Genomic DNA, 16,967 nt, shown 5'->3' with positions numbered 1-16,967 from the left:
CCTCGCTGTCGGGTCAGTCTACAGAACAGCTACGCCGCAGCCGGGACCGTGTCCGTCTTTCTGGCGTCCTTGCGGATGGTGGCGCTGATGACGGCGGCGATCGTGCACATCGCGGCGGCGGCGAACCAGGCGTAGGTGTACTGGCCGGTGGCGTCCCGGACGGCTCCGGCCGCCAAGGCGGCAGCGGCCGCGCCAAGCTGGTGGGCGGCGAACACCCAGCCGAACACGACGCTGCCGTCGGCGCCGAACACCTGGCGGCAGATCGCGGCGGTGGGCGGCACCGTGGCCACCCAGTCCAGGCCGTAGATGACGACGAACACGATCATGCTGGGCTGCACCGTGGCGCTGAGCAGCAAGGGCAGGACCAGCAGCCCGATACCGCGGAACTGGTAGTACACCGCGAGCAGGATCCGGGGGTTGAAGCGGTCCGTGAGCCAGCCGGAGGCGATGGTTCCGACGATGTCGAAGAGCCCGACGACGGCGAGCAGGCCCGCCGCGGTGGTTTCCGGCATGCCGTGGTCGTGGGCCGAGGGGATGAAGTGGGTGCCGATCAGCCCGTTGGTGGTTGCGCCGCAGATCGCGAAGCCGGCCACGAGGGCCCAGAAGGTACGGACCTTGCTGGCCCGCTTGAGGACCTGCAAGGCCCGGACGGCCGCGTTGCGGCTGGGTTCGGCGGCTTCCGGCGCGGCGGTCTCGGGCCCGGCAGTCTCATCGGAGGTCCCGTCGGCGGCCGGCGGCGTGGCCCCGTAAGGCAGCACGCCGACGTCGGCCGGTGAGTTCTTCAGGAACTTCAGCACGAGCGGCACTACCGCGAGCGCGCCGGCACCGATGAGGAGCGAGGCCTGGCGCCAGCCCGGGTCCTGGGCCAGGAGCGCAATGAAGGGCAGGAATACGAGCTGCCCGGCGGCGCTGCCGGCGGTGAGGATGCCGATCACCAGGCCCCGGCTCTTGGCGAACCACGTGTTGGCGACGGTGGTGGCGAAGACCAGTGCCATGGACCCGGTGCCGAGTCCGATCAGCAGCCCCCACGTCAGCAGGATCTGCCAGGACTGGTTCACGAGGACCGTCAGCGCGCTGCCGGCGCCGATCAGCATCAGGGCCACGGCGGTGACGGCGCGGATGCCGAAGCGTTCCATGAGGGCCGCAGCGAACGGTGCCGTGAGCCCGAACAGTACGAGGTTGATGCTGACCGCGGCAGAGAGCACGGTCGTGGACCAGCCGAACTCGTTCTGCAGCGGCACCATCAGCACGCCCGGGGCGGCACGGAACCCGGCCGCGCCGACGAGCGCGAGGAAGGCCACGGCGGCCACGCCCCACGCCGGGTGGATCCGGCGGCGGACGGGCGCGGGGGTCAGAGTGTCTTGGGGGGCGCTCATGCGGCGGTTCCGTTCTGGGGCTGGGACTTGGGCCGGCCGGGGACCGGGGTCTGCGCGCGGGCCGAGGCCAGCGGCACGGGGTCGGCGGTGCGGGTCAGGCTGTGCCAGCTCGTGTTCCCGGCCGTCAGCCGCTCCCCGCAGGCAGTACAGGTGTCCGCAGAGGAGGTCCTCGCCCCGCAGCCGTTGTGAATGACGAACATGTGCGCCTGCTCGGAAGGGGCCGGGAGGTGCTTTTCGGCCCAGATGACGACGGCGTTGAGCACCGGCAGGGCGTCCTCGCCCTTGGTGGTGAGGACGTATTCCTGGCGGGTGCGGCCGCCGTCGTCGTAGGGCCGCCGGGTGAGCAGCCCGGCGTCGACGAGCCCGCCGAGCCGCTTGGTGAGCACGGAATCGGCTGCTCCGAGCCGCTGCTTCATGGCCTCGAAGCGGCCGTTGCCGAAGAAGACCTCGCGCAGGACGAGCATGCTCCAGGGATCGCCGAGGATGTCGAGGCCGCGGGCCATGCTGCAGGTCCGCTGGGACCAGTCGGATCGGAGTGCCATGCAGCCAACCCTAGCTGACTCTCTTAGAGAAAGCTAGGGTCGGCACTGCGGGAACGGGTGGCTAGCTGCCGCCGTCCAGGGCGGAAAGCGCGGCGTCGAGGTCGGCGATGAGGTCCTCGACGTCCTCGATGCCGCACGAGAGCCGGATCAGGTTGACCGGGACCGCCAGTTCGGTGCCCTTGACCGAGGCATGCGTCATTTCCGAGGGGTAGTTCATGAGCGATTCGATCCCGCCCAGGGACTCGGCCAGGGTGAACACGGACGTCGATTCGGCCACCTTGCGTGCCGCGGCTTCGCCGCCCTTGAACTGCACGGAGATCATGCCGCCGAATTTCTTCATCTGCTTCCTGGCGAGCTCGTGGCCCGGGTGGGAGGGCAGTCCCGGGTACAGCACGGCCTCCACTTCGGGGCGTTCGAGCAGCCATTCCGCGACGGCCTGGGCGTTGTCGCTGTGCCGGTCCATCCGCACGCCGAGGGTCTTCAGGCCGCGGGTGGTGAGGAAGGCGTCCATCGGACCGGACACGGCGCCGACGGCGAACTGGACGAAGCCGATCTTCTCGGCCAGCTCCGGGTCGTTGACCACGATCGCGCCGCCGACGACGTCGGAGTGTCCGCCGATGTATTTGGTGGTGGAGTGCACCACGACGTCGGCGCCGAGGGCCAGCGGGTTCTGCAGGTACGGCGAGGCGAAGGTGTTGTCCACGACGAGGAGGGCACCGGCGTCGTGCGCCACCTTGGCGAGGGCCTCGATGTCGGTGATCTTCATCATCGGGTTCGACGGCGTCTCCACCCACACTAGGCGGGTCTTGCCGCCGCCGTCGGCAGCACCGCCGGCGGCCACGGCCTTGGCGACGGCGTCGAGGTCGGACATGTCCACCGGGGTGTTGCCGATGCCCCACTCCCCCAGGACCCGGCTGATGAGCCGGTAGGTGCCGCCGTAGGCGTCGTTGCCGAGCACGATGTGGTCACCGGGCCGGGTCAGGGCACGGATCATGGAGTCCTCGGCCGCCAGACCCGAGCTGAAGGAGAATGCGGCGGTCCCGCCCTCCAGCGCGGCCAGCTGCTCCTGCAGGGCATCGCGGGTGGGGTTGGTGCCGCGGCCGTATTCGTAGCCGGCGCGCAGTCCGCCGATCCCGTCCTGCGCGTAGGTGGAGGAGAAGTGCACGGGAGGCACCACGGCGCCGGTGCGCGGCTCGAAGGCCTGGCCGGCGTGCACGGCGCGGGTGTTGAAGCCGGTCTTCTTCGCGGAAGAGCTTTCTGGCAGAGACATGGGACTCCTTGAACTGGTCAGTTGCTGAGGTAGGCGAGGAGGTCGTGGCGGGTCAGGATTCCCACCGGAGCGCCGACGAACGTCACCATGAGGGTGTCGGCGTCGGAGAGGAGTTCGCGGGCGGTCGAGATCGATTCGAGGGAGCCGATCACGGGCAGCCGGGCCTCCATGTGTTCGGAGATCTTGTCCGAGAGCTTGGCCTCGCCCCGGAAGAGCTTGGCCGTGAGCGTGCGTTCGTCCACGGCGCCAAGGACCTCGCCCATCACGACGGGCGGTTCCTGGGACAGGACGGGGATGTGCGAGACGCCGAACTCGTTCATGATGTTGATGACATCGCGGACGCTCTCGTTCGGGTGGATGTGGACGAGGTCCGGGAGTTCCCCGGTCTTGGCCTTGAGGATCTCGCCCACCGAGGCCTCGTCCCCGCCGGCCAGGAAGCCGTAGGAGCGCATCCACTGGTCGTTGAAGATCTTCGCGAGGTAGCCGCGTCCGGAGTCCGGCAGGATGACCACCACGACGGCGTCCGCCGGGAGGTCCCTGGCGACCTCCAGCGCGGCCACGACGGCCATGCCCGAGGACCCGCCCACCAGCAGGCCTTCTTCGCGGGCCAGCCGGCGCGTCATCGCGAAGGAGTCGGCGTCGCTGACGGCAATGACGTCGTCCGGGATGGACTTGTCGTAGTTGGCCGGCCACATGTCCTCGCCGACGCCCTCGACAAAGTAGGGGCGGCCCGTGCCGCCGGAGTAGACCGAGCCGGCGGGATCGGCGCCGATGATCTTGACGACGCCGCCCTCGGCCTCAGGCCGTCCGGCGGAGACTTCCTTCAGGTACCGGCCGGTGCCGGTGATGGTGCCGCCGGTGCCGGCGCCGATCACGCAGTGCGTGATCCGGCCATCGGTGTCGTTCCAGATCTCGGGTCCGGTGGTTTCGTAGTGGCTTGCCGGGGCGGCCGGGTTGGAGAACTGGTCCGGCTTGTAGGCTCCGGGGATTTCGGTGACGAGCCGGTCGGAGACGCCGTAGTAGCTTTGCGGGCTGTCCGGCGGGACGGCGGTGGGGGTGACCACCACTTCGGCGCCGTACGCCTGGAGCACGGCCCGCTTGTCTTCGCCGACCTTGTCCGGCACGACGAAGATGCAGCGGTAGCCCTTCTGCTGCGCCACGAGCGCCAGGCCGACGCCGGTGTTGCCCGAGGTGGGTTCCACGATCGTGCCGCCGGGCAGGAGTTTGCCCGTCCGTTCGGCCTCCTCGATCATCTTGACCGCGATGCGGTCCTTGATCGAACCGCCGGGGTTCAGGTATTCCAGTTTCACCAGGACGGTGGCTGCAATGCCGTCGGTCACGTGGTTGAGCTTGACGAGCGGTGTATGGCCGATGAGGTCCAGAACGGACGGGGCGTACTTCATAGGTACCAAGTTACCGTCTCCGGCGGACGGGCACGTCGGCGCAGTCCCGTCCCCTTGAGGTGCGACGATTGGGCGGTGAAGTGGATCGCCCGGATGAAGAGGTTCAAGAGCTATGCGCTGCCGGCGGGCATGCTGCTGGCAGGGTGCGCGGCGCTGGCGTCGGGGCTGCTGCCGGTCCAGGCGTTCGACGAGCTGGCGGCGCGGACTGTGCCGGTTCTGGCGTTTGTCGTGGCAATGTCCCTGGTCACGGAGCTGGTGGATGACGCCGGGCTCTTCCGCGTGGTGACGGAGCGGCTGGCCGCTCTGGGCCGTGGCCGGGTGTTTCTGTTGTGGCTGCTCGTGATCGCCCTCGCCACCGTGTCCACGGTGTTCTTGTCGCTGGATACGACGGCGGTACTGGTGACGCCCGTCGTCGTGCTGCTGGCCGTTCATGCCCGGATTCCGGCGCTGCCGTTTGCCATGACCACGGTCTGGCTGGCGAACACGGCGTCGCTGCTGCTGCCGGTCTCCAACCTGACCAACCTGCTGGCGCAGGACCGGCTCAAACTGAGCCCCGCCGCGTTCGCCTCGCTGGTGTGGGCGCCGGCCGTGGTGGGCATCCTCGTGCCGCTGGTGCTCCTGTGGCTGGCGTTCCGGAAGGATCTGCGCGGCCGCTACGGGCCGCAGCCGATCCACAAAGTGCGGGACCGGGTGCTGCTGTACGCGGCGTCCGGGGTGATGGTGGTCCTGCTGCCGGCGCTGGTTTCCGGGATTCCGGTGCAGATCCCGGCGATCGCGGCGGCGGCCGTCCTGCTCCTGCTGTTCCTTTGGCGGCGCCGCTCCGCCCTGCGCTGGTCCATGATTCCGTGGCGGCCGCTCATGCTCACCTCGGGCCTGTTCATGGTGGTGGAGACCCTGCACGCGAACGGGCTCACCCGCTTCCTGACCGGGATTGCCGGCACCGGGGACAGCCTGCCGGCGCTCCTGCAGCTCGCCGGGCTGGGCACCGGGGCCGCCAACGCCGTCAACAACCTGCCTGCCTACCTGGCCCTGGAACCGGTGGGCGGCTCCCCGGCCCGGCTGGCGGCGCTGCTGATCGGAGTGAACCTGGGTCCGCTGGTCACCCCTTGGGCTTCGCTGGCCACGCTGCTGTGGCACGAGCGGCTCCGCGCACTCAACGTGGACATCCGCTGGGGCGGCTTCGCCGTGGCAGGCGTCGTCGCCGTCGTCCTGGTAATCCCGCTGGCAGTCCTGGCGCTCTGGCTCAGCACAGGGATGCACTGACCTGCTGCGGCCGCCTGCCGGAATCGGACAACCCGGCACATGAGTACGCCACTCAGGCGCCGATGTCATTCCCCGGGTCCGCGCCGCCCGCCGGCACCGCGTTCTGCCACAACCCCACCACGTTGCCTTCACTGTCCTTGAAATAGGCATTCCATCCCATCCCCGGGACCTCCAGCTTTTCACGGACCACGGACCCGCCGCGGGCGGCGATGCTCGCCAGTGCGGCATCGATGTCGTCGACGTCGATCGTGACAACCGGCGCCGTAAGGTCCCCGCGCCGGAACAACCCGCCGTTGATGGACCCGGTGACGGCGGGCCGGCCGTGCTCGTCCATCGGCGTCGTCATGGCCAGGCTGTACTCCATTTCGGGCATGACCTGGAAACCCCAGCCGAAGATTGAACTGTAGAACTCCCGCGCCCGATCCTCGTCGTCTGCGGGAATCTCGAAATGCACCACTCCACCGGCCATGATCTGCTCCTGGCGGCCCCAGGGCCCGGGCCAACGGCAGGACCGCCGCATGGGTGTCCCAGCCGGATTCTAGCCCCGGAAACCGCGCAGATTTAGGGCCGTTTGGCTCACCTGCCGGAACCTCCGGTGCGGGGGCTTTCCGTCCGGCGTGGGAACATATTCGGATGACCCTCGCAGACGTTCCCGCCGGCCATGCCGCCGCGGCGGACGCCTCTTTGCGGTGGCGGCCCGGCGGCCCCTTCGACCTGATGCAGACGGTCGGGCCGCTGCTGAGGGGGCAGGGGGACCCTTCCATCCGCACATCACCGGGCGCCGTGTGGTTTGCGTTCACGACGCCGGCCGGCCCGGCGTCGCTTCGGCTCGTGTCCTCCGGGCCCCGGACCGATCCCGCCGTCGATGTCCAGTCCTGGGGCCCCGGCGCCGCCGACGCCGCGGCCTCCGTTCCGCGCATGCTGGGCCGTGACGACGACTGGACGGCTTTTGATGAGCCGGCCTTCCACGCCACGCTCCCCCGCATGGTCGTCGAAGCCCGGCGCCGCAACCTCACCGTCCGGCTGCCCGCCACCGGACGGATGGTCGACGCGCTCGTGCCGACCATCCTGGAGCAGAAGGTCACCGTCATTGAGGCCCGCCGGGGATACCGGTACCTGACGTACCGCTTCGGGACAGCTGCCCCGGGCGCCGGGACGGTGGCCCCGGCCAACCTCATGCTCCAGCCCACGCCCGGCCAGTGGCTGCGCATTCCGTCCTGGGAATGGCATAAGGCCGGGGTGGGTCCGCAGCGCTCGGCGACCGTCATGCGTGCGCTGCGCTCCGCCGCCGCGCTGGAGCGGCTCGCCGACCTCCCCGCCGCGGAAGCAGCGGCGAAACTGCAAACCATCCCGGGGATTGGAGTGTGGACGGCCGCCGAGGTGGTGCAACGCACGCACGGCTGCCCGGACTCGATCGCGGTGGGCGACTACCACCTCGCGGCCTACGTCGGCGCTGCCCTGACCGGTCGCCGGACGGACGACGCCGGCATGCTCAGGCTTCTGGCGCCCTGGGCAGGGCACCGGCAGCGGGTGGTCCGGATGATCGGACTCAGCGGCTTCCGCAAACCGACCTTTGGCCCGCGGATGACCATCCAGGACCACCGTGGGCACTAGTCCCGTCCTCCCACCAGCGGGGCTGGCCGCGTTCCGGAATCACCCCGCCATAAAACAACACGCCCGACCCGGCCACCACCAGCAACGCGGTTAGAGTCCCAGGCGGGCCGCGGCCTCCTGGCGCATGTCCACCTTGCGGATCTTGCCGGAGACGGTCATGGGGAAGCTTTCCCGGACGTCGACGTAGCGCGGAATCTTGAAGTGCGCCAGCTTGCCCCGGCAGAACTCGGCCAGGCCGGCGGCATCCAGCGGCGCAGCCCCGGGCTTCATGATGACGCAGGCCATCAGTTCTTCGCCGTACTTGGCGTCCGGGATGCCGATCACCTGCACGTCCTGGATGTCCGGATGGGTGTAGAGGAATTCCTCGATTTCGCGCGGATAGACGTTCTCACCGCCGCGGATCACCATGTCCTTGATACGGCCTTCGATCACCACATACCCGTCCTGGTCCATCCGGGCGAGGTCCCCGGTGTGCATCCACCCCTCGGCGTCGATCGCTTCGGCGGTCTTGTCCGGCTGGTTCCAGTACCCCAGCATCACGGCGTAGCCGCGCGTGCAGAGTTCGCCGATCCCGCCGCGCTCCAGCACCTCCCCCGTGACCGGGTCCACGATCCTGCTCTCCAGGTTCGGCATGGTCCGGCCCACGGTCTCGGTCCGCTGGGCCATTGTGTCCACGCTCCGGGTCATCGTGGACACCGGCGAGGTCTCCGTCATCCCGTAGCAAATGGCGACGTCTTTCATGTTCATTTCGGAGATGACCCGGTTCATCACCTCGATCGGGCACAGTGATCCGGCCATGACGCCCGTGCGCAGGGTCGAGAGGTCGTAGGAGGTGAAGTCCGGCAGGGCGAGCTCGGCGATGAACATGGTGGGCACCCCGTAGAGGGACGTTCCGCCGAAGTCCTGCACGGCTTCCAGTGCCGCGGCCGGTGAGAATGACCGGCCGGGGATGATCGTGGCGGCGCCATGGCTGAGCGCCGCCAGGTTCCCGATCACCATTCCGAAGCAGTGATAGAACGGCACCGGGATCACGACGCGGTCGTGTTCGGTGTAGCCGAGTTGTTCGCCGATGGAATAGCCGTTGTTGAGGATGTTGTGGTGCGTCAGCGTGGCGCCCTTGGGGAAGCCCGTGGTGCCGGAGGTGTACTGCAGGTTGATGGGGTCGTGCGGGTCCAGCGCCGCCATGCGCGCCTGCAGCGCGGAGTGCGCGACGTCGTCAGCCCGCTTGAGCAGTTCGGCGTATGTCCGCTCCGCCTCGTGCTCGGGTTCGCCGGCGGTGAGACCTTCCGCGCCGGCGTCCGGGAGGAAGACGAGCTCGCGCAGCTCCGGGCAGGCTGCCAACGCCTGGCGTGCCATGCCGGTGTAGTCGCTGTTCCTATCTGACGGCGCCATGACCAGCATCCGCATGCCGCTCTGTTTGACCACGAACTCGAGCTCATGGCTGCGGTAGGCGGGGTTGACGTTGACCAGGATCGCCCCGGTCTTCGCTGTCGCGTACTGCAGGATGGTCCACTCGGCACAGTTGGGACTCCAGATGCCGATCCGCTCGCCCTTCGCGACGCCCAGGGCCAGGAGCGCTCGTGCCAGGCGGTCGACGTCGTCGTTCAGCTTGGTATAGCTCCACCGCCGGGCCTCTTCGCCGGGCACTGCGGCCGCCTCGATCAGGGCATCGTGATAGGGGAACCGCGCCGCGATCCGTTCGAAGTTCGCGCCAATGGTTTCCTCGAGCAGCGGGACGTCAGTGTCCCCGCCTGTGTAAGCAAGCATGGTGTGACGCTACCTTGTGCGCGGAGGCAAGAGAAGAGCAAAGCTTGGAAGTCCTATGAAATTTTCCGGTCATCTTCCGGCGCCGGCGCGGACGCCCGGTAGGGTAATTGCCATGAGCGCACCAATTGACCTCCTGGCCACCTTCATCCCCAACGACGGCGAATTCTTCCGCGTGAAGCTCGCGCTGGAGATCGCGATTGACGAGGTGGTCAACGAGCCCGGTTGTATCCGCTACGAGCTCACCGAGGCCAACGAGGACAAACTCGTGCTGACCGAACGGTGGGCAAGCCAGGAGGACCTGGACAAGCACTCCAAGGGCACGGCCGTGCAGGACCTGAATGAGTCCCTCAGCGCGCTACTGGCCGAGCCGGTCATACTCGAAAAGCTCTGACCCACCACTCCAACGACAGCGCGGGGTCACTCCGCGCCCATCCTTGAAGGATTTATGGGCGCGGAGTGACCCCGCGTTGCTTGCGTTTGTGGAGGTTTAGGCGTCCGGGATCTGGGTGCCGTCCTGCTTGGGCGCCGAGGCAGCGGCCTCGGCCTGGGAGCGGGCAACATGCGCGTGGACTTCTTCCATGTCCAGGGCCTTGACGGCGTCCACCACCTGCTCCAGCTGCTGGGCATTCAGGGCGCCGGGCTGCGAGAACACCAGGACCTTTTCGCGGAAGGCCATCAGCGTGGGGATCGAGGTGATGCCGGCCTCAGCGGCGAGCTGCTGCTCGGCCTCGGTGTCCACCTTGGAGAAGACCACGTCCGGGTGCTTCTCGGAGACTGCTGAGTACGTGGGGCCAAACTGCTTGCACGGGCCGCACCATTCGGCCCAGAAATCGACGAGGACGATGTCGTTATCCTCGACGGTCGATGCGAACTGTTCACCTGTGATGTCTACGGTAGCCATGAGTCAACGGTACGGGAGCAGTCCGGGATTGTCCCCGGCATTTCGCTGTTGGCACATCCGGGCCAAAGCGGGTGCGCCTGCCTGGCCGGCGGGCGCACCCGTCAGGCCCAGGCATGCGGGGCAGGACGCCTGGCGCCGGGCAGGGCGTTGGTTTCGCGCCATTCGTGGATCCACTCAGGCAGCTCCAGATCCGCCGGCGGGGCGCCGAATTCGCGGACGATCTCCTCCTGGCTGACGGGCTTGCCCTTGCTGACCAGCCGGGTCGCGATGTAGGCGCGGGCATAGACTTCGCCGTCCACCACCATCCGCTGCTCGAAGTAGATGGCTTTTGAGTCAAGGCCGATGATCTTGGATTCGATGGTGTACTGCTGCCACAGCTGCAGCGAACGGCGGAAGGCGATGGTTTCGCCCGCGGCCACGGGCGTCCAGCCCCGGCGGCGCATCTTCTTCCAGGTTCCACTGCGGGCCATGAGGTCGAAGCGCCCGAGGTCCATGAGCGAGAAATACATGCCGTTGTTGACGTGCATGGCGATGTCGATATCCGTGGGCAACACGCGCAGCGGCAGGGACGAGCTGTCCCAGATGCTCAGCGGTGGGCGGCGCGAGGACGTGAACAGCAGCAGGAGGGTGCGGAGCAGAAGGTGCATGGGGCAATGTTACCCGCGAGTAACAACGGTGCCAAGGGGTAGGACCCAAGGTGCCCGGCCTCCGCAGGCTAGCTGTGCGCGGACAGCACCGAGACGGTGGCCTTGGGTCCGGCGCCGCGGATCGTCCAGCAGTTCCCGGTGCCGATCACGTCGAGTTGCTGCAGGTCCGCGTAGTGCAGCACCAGGGCGGTGTTTTCATCGACGGCGGCCGCGTGGTCCACGAGTCCCTTCGCCACGGCACCGACGGCCCGGCTGAGTGTTCCGGCCTGCGCGGCATGGACGTCGACGGCGAAGGGCACCAGGCCCAGCCCGCCGCGGATCTCCACTTCCTCGAGCCCCTCGGAACAGTCCATCGCGCAGACTTCGGTGCCCCTGATCCGGTATCCGCCCACGATCGCCCGCGCCGGGGCCACCATCGCCCCGGCGGAGAACCCCATGTACGGCACACCCTCCGAGACCGCACGGCGGATGGCCCCCGCGGACGGCAGGAGGCCTTCCAGATAGGCCGGCGTCGGGCCGCCCCCGACCACGATGCCGTCGACCTCGTCGAACGCGGCCGTATTCGCCTCTTTGTTGAAGCGGAGCAGGACCGGGAGCACCGTGCAGTCGATCCGGGATTCCAGCGGCCCAACATAGGCGGGCAGGAAATACTCAGAGCTGCCCTCGTGGTCAAAGAGAACGACGGCGACGCGAGGAACCCTGCCGGGGGCCCGGTGCCGGAGTTCCCGGACGAACCGGTCGAAGACGGCAGGAATGGTCACGGTGTCCGGGCCTCCGCCGACAAGGATGATGGTCATGGCTTCAAAGTACCCGGATCCGAAGCAATCGCAATGGGCCCGGCGCGCCTGCACCAGCTTTGGCCGCCGCCGAACTTGCTCGCGGCCCACGCGGCGGGGCGAGGCGGGTGGGGTCGCCGGAGTCCGTCGGTGCGCGGACAGAACCGGGCCGACCGCCGCGGCGGCTCCAAAGTTTCTGTAGTGATTGACCGGCACGGACGGTGAGGAACATAATCGGAATCGGTACTAGTTTCACGACACGACTGCGCCGACCATGAGGCCGACGGCAGAGCATTCAACGGAAAGCGGTCGGCATTATGACTACTGCCCATCATCCTGTTGCTTCGACTGGCTGGACCGGTTGGGTCCGTTTCGCCGGAGTCATTCTGATCATCAACGGCGTTTTCAGCGGCCTTCAAGGCCTCGTCGCACTCACCGGTCCTGACACCTACTATTTGGCGACCCCGGGCACGCTGTTCATCTTCGACGCGAAGGGGTGGGGCTGGTGGAATCTAGCTCTCGGGGTGCTCTTGATCCTCACCGCCGTCGCGCTCTTCTCCGGTGCAACGTGGGCTCGAGTCGTTGGTGTTGTCGTTGCGGGCTTCAGCGCGGTCGTTCAACTGATGCTCATTCCGGCGCAGCCGTGGTGGTCCGTCATCGTCATCGCCATGGACGTGCTGATCATCTACGCGATCATCGCCCACGGCGAGGAACTTAAGGCTGAGCAGGCGCCTCCGCCAACCAACCCGTAGGGCACCGTCGCGATCAGTCGGCCGCAATCAACTCCACTTCGTAGCCGTCCGTGTTCACGAGGTAGGCGGCGAAGTGGCCGGGGCCGCCTGCGTGCGGGTATTTGTCCGGAAACAGTTCGGTCCAGGCCAATGGTGCAGGGCACCAAAGGACGCGGGTGCACCCGGGACGACGGTCATCAGAACAGGATCCGCTGAAAGAGGACGTGGTCCTGCCAGGCCCCGGCAATCCGGAGGTACCTGGGGGCCAGGCCGATTTCTTCGAAGCCGGCCCGTTTCAGGATTCGCTGGGATGCGGCGTTGTGCGGGAGGGTGGCGGCCTGTAACCGGTGCAGTCCGAGCTCGGTAAGGGCGGCACCGACGGCGAATTCCACGGCGGCCGAGCCAATCCCCTGACCGGTCATGTCCTTGTCCACCCAGTAGCCGAGGTGGGCGCTGAGGAACGGCCCGCGGACAATCCCGCTGAGGTTCATCACCCCGACGATGCGGGAACCGTCCACGAGAACCCACGGGACGTCCGATCCGGCGATGAACAACCCGAGTTTGGACTCGATGCTGGCGGCCTGCCCGTCGGCGGTGAAAAATTCCTCGGCCCGCACGGGTTCCCAGGGCGCCAAGTGCTCCCGGTTCCGGAGGTAGGCCTCGGCCATCCGACCGGCGTCGGACCTGTGCAGCACCCGCACCCGCACTGTGCCCGTCAAAGCGATGCTGTTCTCGGTCATCCGGCGACTCTAACCGTCATGCCGAACGGCTTCAATCTACGGAGCGGCAGTGCGGGAATGGTCTTCATGCTCCGGCCCCGGTTGGCTTGGCCGGACCCGACGGTCAGCTTCACCCGCCGAGCTTGAGTTTCCGCCAGCCGCCGGCCCGGTTGTCCGCGATGATCTGCCGGAACATCGCGGTGAGGGCCTGCCCGGGGATGGATTCACCCTGGCGGAAAGCGATAGTGCGTGCGGTCTTGTTGTCGTGCCCGCCCGTGATGATCCCCTCCGGGTCCGGGACGATTCCGCCGTCGTAGAGGAAGACGTTGACGTGGTCCTTGGCCGCCAGGAGGGCGCAAATGTTGCCCTCGAGGACGAAGTAGGGCTGAGTGGTGCGCTTGATGGTCTCGGCGACGGCCGGGTCGGCGGCATGGACAAGTTCGCGCACCTGGCGGCAGATCTCTTGCTGCCAGTCCGGCAGTGCCCCGATGAACGCGTCAACCCGGGGGTCTCGTAGCGCCGGGTTCTCAGGCGCTGGCATCATCGTCCTCCTCGTTCGCGTCGGCGCCGCGGACGGTGACGCTCTTCACGCCGGGCACGTCCAGGAGATAGGGCACGAGCTCCCGCAGCGGAAGGTGCCCGTGGAAGCGGATGTCCATGAGGACGATCGGATTTTGTTCGGTTCCCGATTTGTTGGTGCTCAGGATCGACGAGCTGAAGCCCATGTTGGTGGCGATCTCCAGCACCTGCCTGAGCACGCCCTGGTTGTCGGCGTAGCCAAGGTGCAGGACCCGGTGGGCGTCCGTGGTCGGTATCTTCCTGACCACGGGAGAGACCACATACAAGGTGATGAGGTGGAATGCGGTCAGTGAGAGGGCCAGGGAAAGCATCCCGGCACCGCACGCCATGCCGACCGCCGCCGAGACCCAGATGCTCGCGGCCGTTGTGAGGCCCCGGACAACGTTCCGTCCCTTGAAGATCACGCCGGCGCCGAGGAAGCCGATGCCGCTGACGATTTGGGCGGCAATGCGGGACGGGTCCATGGTGGCCCCGGGGGCCAGAGCGGCGGAGAACCCGTAGGCAGAGATGAGAGTGAAAGTGCACGATCCGAGGCCGACCAGGACGTGGGTGCGGTAGCCCGCGACCTTTTGCCGGACCTGCCGCTCGACGCCGATCAGGGAGCAGAGGACAAAGGTCGCCAGCAGGAGCCCGATTTCCACCAATGTGGTCGGGGTATATAGCCCGTATGCGTCCTGCATCCGCCCTCCGACTCGGCCCGAGAGCGGCGCCCGGTCGTTTCTGAGGTGCGCCAACGGCTCTCGAAGTTGATACTACCGCCGCCCCCGTATGGGGAACAGGGCGGGGAACAGGGGCGGTTCGGTTCCGCTCATGGGGCCAGGTCCCGGCGGCGCCAGCCGGTGTAGCCGAGCGCGGCGAGCGCCGCGGCGGTCACGGTAAGTCCCAGCAAGGGCCAGACGGCGTCGGAATCCAAGGGGAGCAGTGGTGAATGCCGGAACGGGGAGAGCTCCATCACCCACTCCGGGGCGTTCCACAGGACGCCAAACTCGCCCAGGGCGACGAAGACCAGCAGCAGTCCCCAGACCGTCCCGGTGAGCCGGGGCGCCCAGCCGAACACGGCCAGGACTACTGAGGTCATGACCCAGGCCGCGGGGATCTGCGCGACGGAGGCCACCGCAATCCGCCCCAGCTGATTTCCGTCGGACAGGACCATGGCGGCGCCGGCCCCGACCGACAATCCGGACAGCAGCATGAGCACGGCGACGCCGGCGAGCGCGAAGGCGAAATGGCTTGTGGCCCACCGCGGCCGGGTGGTGGCCGTGCCCAGCAGCGCCTCCACGTGGCCGTCCGTTTCCTCGTCGCGGAGCCGGTTGGCCGCGGACAGCCCGTAGGCAGCGGCAAGCAGTCCCATGATGCTGATCTCTGCGGCGATGAAGGCGTCCGTCATGGCCTGGGTTCCGCCCAGCATCCTGATCAGGTCCTGGGCGTTGGGGGAACTCAGCAGGTCCGTGACGTTGCCGGCCAGCGACCCGATCACGACACCGAACGCCACGAATGCCACGGCCCACGCCGCAAGGAGACGGAGCTGGAGTCGCACGGCGAGGTCCCAGACGCCGTTGAGTGAGCCGCGCGCCGGGCCGGGGCGTTCCTCCCGCAGCCCCGAGCCGAGGTCCCGGCGGGCACGAAGGGCCAGCGCGACCGGCACGAGGGCTGCGCAGAGTGCCAGCGGCAGGGCTAGCACCCACCACCGGTCTCCGGCAAAGGCCCGGATCTGCTGGTTCCAGCCGATCGGCGAAAGCCAGGACAAGGCTGACGGCCCCGGCTCTGCGAGATCCCCCACCGCGCGCAGCGCGTAGGTCACCGCGACGACGCCGAGGCTCAGTCCCGTGGCGGCCCGCGCACTGGCAGTCAGCTGGGCGGTCACCCCGGCCACGGCGCTGAAGGCCATGCCGGTGGCGGCCCAGCCGAGTCCGAACGCGAGCGAGCCGGCGGCGGGAAGGCCGCCGGCGGCCAACGTCACGGCCGTGACCAGCCCGAGGACAAGGCTCGCACCGAAGCTGATGGCGAGGGCGGCAGCGAGCGGTGCGTCGCGTCCCAGACGCCCGCCGCCGAGAAGCTCGAGCCGCCCGGACTCTTCGTCGCTGCGCGTATGCCGGATGGTGATGAAGACCATGAGGACGGCGAGGATGGCGGCCATGAACGCCGTGTACTTGATCAGGGACAGCGCGCCCAGGGACGTGGGGTCGTAAACCCTGCCGAATAGTGCCACTAGCGATGCCGTGGCGTTCAGGGCTGTCGCGGCTTCGACCCGGCTCCCTACATCGGGGTACAGCTCGGCACCGGCCGCGGCGGTTGAATAGGTCGTGACGGCGAATCCGGCGATCCATGCCGGCAGCAGCCAGCGGTCGCGCCGGAGTCCGAGCCGGATCAGGACGCCCGTGCCCGCCAACGTTTCACGCATCACCGGGCCGCCCGCTGCTCGCCCCGGCCGCAACCGCGGGCACCGCCGCGCCATAGTGGCGCAGGAAAAGGTCTTCGAGGGTTGGCGGCTGGCTGGTCAGCGCAAGGAGCCCGGCGTCGGTCAGGGCCCGCATCAGCGGGGCCAGGCCGGACGGTTCCACCTGGGCGCTGACCCGATGGTTCGTGACGACGACGTCGTGGACCCCCGGCAGGGCATCCAAACCTGCCGGTACGGCCGCGACGTCGGCGGTGACGGAGGTCCGGGTGAGATGCCGGAGCTCCTCAAGCCGCCCGGTCTCCACCACCCGGCCCTCACGGATGATGCTGACACGGTCCGAAAGCGCCTCGGCCTCACTCAGGATGTGGCTGCTGAGCAGGACCGTGCGGCCCTGATTCCGCAATTCCCGGACACATTGGCGGAAGGCGTCCTCCATGAGCGGGTCCAGGCCGCTGGTGGGCTCGTCCAGCAGGAAAAGCTCGGCGTCGGTGGCCAGCGCGGCGATCAGGGCCACTTTCTGCCGGTTGCCTTTGGAATAGGCCCGGGACTTCTTCGTCGGGTCGAGGTCGAATACCTCCAGGAGCCGGTCCCGCCGGGCCGCGTCCTGACCGCCCTGGAGCCGCCCGAGCAGATCGATCACTTCACCGCCGGTCAGGTTGGGCCACAACGCCACATCCCCGGGGACGTAGGCCAGCCGCCGGTGCAGGCGCGCGACGTCGCTCCACGGGTCAAAGCCCATGACCCGGATGGAGCCCGCGTTGGCGCGGAGCATGCCCAGCAGCAGACGGATGGTTGTCGACTTCCCTGAGCCGTTGGGGCCCAGGAAACCGTGGACCTCGCCCTCTTCGACTGAAAAGTCCAGCCCGTTGAGGGCAACCACCGGCCCAAACCGCTTCACAACCCCGGCCATCTCAAAGACGCTCGTCATAGCGGACACGATACGCCGGGGCCGGACCCTATCGCCCCGGCCGAAGGACCCCT

The 16,967-nt window shown here is 68.1% G+C and carries 18 protein-coding genes and 1 pseudogene; 4 read left to right on the top strand and 15 right to left on the bottom strand.

Annotated elements, in window-relative coordinates; all coding sequences use genetic code 11:
* Positions 1–29 precede the first annotated feature (29 nt).
* The 4 genes from ACVWYS_RS03315 to ACVWYS_RS03300 all read right to left on the bottom strand — a co-directional run bounded on the left by ACVWYS_RS03315 (position 30) and on the right by ACVWYS_RS03300 (position 4,591).
* Entirely contained in the window at positions 30–1,376 is a 1,347-nt protein-coding gene (locus ACVWYS_RS03315; RefSeq protein WP_116765158.1) for an MFS transporter, read from the bottom strand.
* Entirely contained in the window at positions 1,373–1,918 is a 546-nt protein-coding gene (locus ACVWYS_RS03310; protein WP_456508413.1) for a winged helix-turn-helix transcriptional regulator, read from the bottom strand. Before ACVWYS_RS03310 ends, ACVWYS_RS03315 begins: the two co-directional genes overlap by 4 nt.
* Positions 1,919–1,979: 61 nt before the next feature.
* A complete protein-coding gene (locus ACVWYS_RS03305; protein ID WP_456508412.1) occupies positions 1,980–3,188 on the bottom strand; it encodes a cystathionine gamma-synthase in 1,209 nt (402 codons plus the stop codon).
* 17 nt (positions 3,189–3,205) lie between these two features.
* Positions 3,206–4,591, bottom strand: a complete 1,386-nt coding sequence (locus tag ACVWYS_RS03300; RefSeq protein ID WP_116765161.1) for a cystathionine beta-synthase — start codon at positions 4,589–4,591, stop codon at positions 3,206–3,208.
* A gap of 93 nt (positions 4,592–4,684) precedes the next feature.
* Here ACVWYS_RS03300 and ACVWYS_RS03295 point away from each other — a divergent pair, with 93 nt between their 5' ends.
* Positions 4,685–5,854: an SLC13 family permease gene (locus ACVWYS_RS03295; RefSeq protein ID WP_344361991.1), complete on the top strand. Its 1,170-nt coding sequence runs from the start codon at positions 4,685–4,687 to the stop codon at positions 5,852–5,854.
* 52 nt (positions 5,855–5,906) lie between these two features.
* Here the strand turns inward: ACVWYS_RS03295 and ACVWYS_RS03290 are convergent, their stop codons facing one another.
* Entirely contained in the window at positions 5,907–6,323 is a 417-nt protein-coding gene (locus ACVWYS_RS03290) for a VOC family protein (protein ID WP_116765163.1), read from the bottom strand.
* 164 nt (positions 6,324–6,487) lie between these two features.
* Between ACVWYS_RS03290 and ACVWYS_RS03285 the strand changes: the two genes are divergently transcribed.
* The gene (locus ACVWYS_RS03285; RefSeq protein ID WP_344361985.1) at positions 6,488–7,468 is read left to right on the top strand and encodes a DNA-3-methyladenine glycosylase family protein; all 981 of its coding nucleotides are present in this window, start codon (positions 6,488–6,490) and stop codon (positions 7,466–7,468) included.
* A 90-nt stretch (positions 7,469–7,558) separates the two neighbouring features.
* On the opposite strand, the gene ACVWYS_RS03280 is transcribed toward ACVWYS_RS03285, so the two are convergent.
* Entirely contained in the window at positions 7,559–9,235 is a 1,677-nt protein-coding gene (locus ACVWYS_RS03280) for an AMP-binding protein (protein ID WP_456508410.1), read from the bottom strand.
* A gap of 112 nt (positions 9,236–9,347) precedes the next feature.
* On the opposite strand from ACVWYS_RS03280, the gene ACVWYS_RS03275 reads away from it, so the two are divergent.
* The gene (locus tag ACVWYS_RS03275; protein ID WP_344361980.1) at positions 9,348–9,626 is read left to right on the top strand and encodes a putative quinol monooxygenase; all 279 of its coding nucleotides are present in this window, start codon (positions 9,348–9,350) and stop codon (positions 9,624–9,626) included.
* A 96-nt stretch (positions 9,627–9,722) separates the two neighbouring features.
* Here the strand turns inward: ACVWYS_RS03275 and trxA are convergent, their stop codons facing one another.
* The 3 genes from trxA to ACVWYS_RS03260 all read right to left on the bottom strand — a co-directional run bounded on the left by trxA (position 9,723) and on the right by ACVWYS_RS03260 (position 11,580).
* Positions 9,723–10,136 (bottom strand): thioredoxin, encoded by a 414-nt coding sequence (trxA, locus tag ACVWYS_RS03270; RefSeq protein WP_344361978.1) that lies wholly within the window; start codon positions 10,134–10,136, stop codon positions 9,723–9,725.
* A 101-nt stretch (positions 10,137–10,237) separates the two neighbouring features.
* Complete coding sequence (locus ACVWYS_RS03265) at positions 10,238–10,783, bottom strand: acyl-CoA thioesterase (RefSeq protein WP_116765168.1); 546 nt, start codon at positions 10,781–10,783, stop codon at positions 10,238–10,240.
* A gap of 68 nt (positions 10,784–10,851) precedes the next feature.
* The gene (locus tag ACVWYS_RS03260) at positions 10,852–11,580 is read right to left on the bottom strand and encodes a Type 1 glutamine amidotransferase-like domain-containing protein (protein WP_456508409.1); all 729 of its coding nucleotides are present in this window, start codon (positions 11,578–11,580) and stop codon (positions 10,852–10,854) included.
* Positions 11,581–11,876: 296 nt separating this feature from the next.
* On the opposite strand from ACVWYS_RS03260, the gene ACVWYS_RS03255 reads away from it, so the two are divergent.
* Positions 11,877–12,311, top strand: a complete 435-nt coding sequence (locus ACVWYS_RS03255; RefSeq protein WP_237563235.1) for a DUF7144 family membrane protein — start codon at positions 11,877–11,879, stop codon at positions 12,309–12,311.
* A gap of 13 nt (positions 12,312–12,324) precedes the next feature.
* Here ACVWYS_RS03255 and ACVWYS_RS03250 read toward each other — a convergent pair.
* The 6 genes and pseudogenes from ACVWYS_RS03250 to ACVWYS_RS03225 all read right to left on the bottom strand — a co-directional run.
* Positions 12,325–12,435: pseudogene (locus tag ACVWYS_RS03250) on the bottom strand (VOC family protein); the annotation flags it as partial.
* Between the two features lie 52 nt (positions 12,436–12,487).
* A complete protein-coding gene (locus ACVWYS_RS03245) occupies positions 12,488–13,030 on the bottom strand; it encodes a GNAT family N-acetyltransferase (protein ID WP_116765171.1) in 543 nt (180 codons plus the stop codon).
* A 109-nt stretch (positions 13,031–13,139) separates the two neighbouring features.
* Complete coding sequence (locus tag ACVWYS_RS03240; protein WP_456508408.1) at positions 13,140–13,553, bottom strand: DUF1801 domain-containing protein; 414 nt, start codon at positions 13,551–13,553, stop codon at positions 13,140–13,142.
* A complete protein-coding gene (locus ACVWYS_RS03235; RefSeq protein ID WP_344361962.1) occupies positions 13,537–14,268 on the bottom strand; it encodes an MgtC/SapB family protein in 732 nt (243 codons plus the stop codon). Before ACVWYS_RS03235 ends, ACVWYS_RS03240 begins: the two co-directional genes overlap by 17 nt.
* Positions 14,269–14,396: 128 nt before the next feature.
* A complete protein-coding gene (locus tag ACVWYS_RS03230) occupies positions 14,397–15,989 on the bottom strand; it encodes an ABC transporter permease (protein ID WP_456508407.1) in 1,593 nt (530 codons plus the stop codon).
* Entirely contained in the window at positions 15,982–16,914 is a 933-nt protein-coding gene (locus ACVWYS_RS03225; protein ID WP_456508406.1) for an ATP-binding cassette domain-containing protein, read from the bottom strand. The genes ACVWYS_RS03230 and ACVWYS_RS03225 overlap by 8 nt, the downstream gene beginning before the upstream one ends.
* Positions 16,915–16,967 lie beyond the last annotated feature (53 nt).

Source organism: Arthrobacter sp. TE12231 (assembly GCF_054062895.1).
Note: the sequence above shows the minus strand (reverse complement) of the source record. Positions and strands in the feature narration are given on the sequence as shown.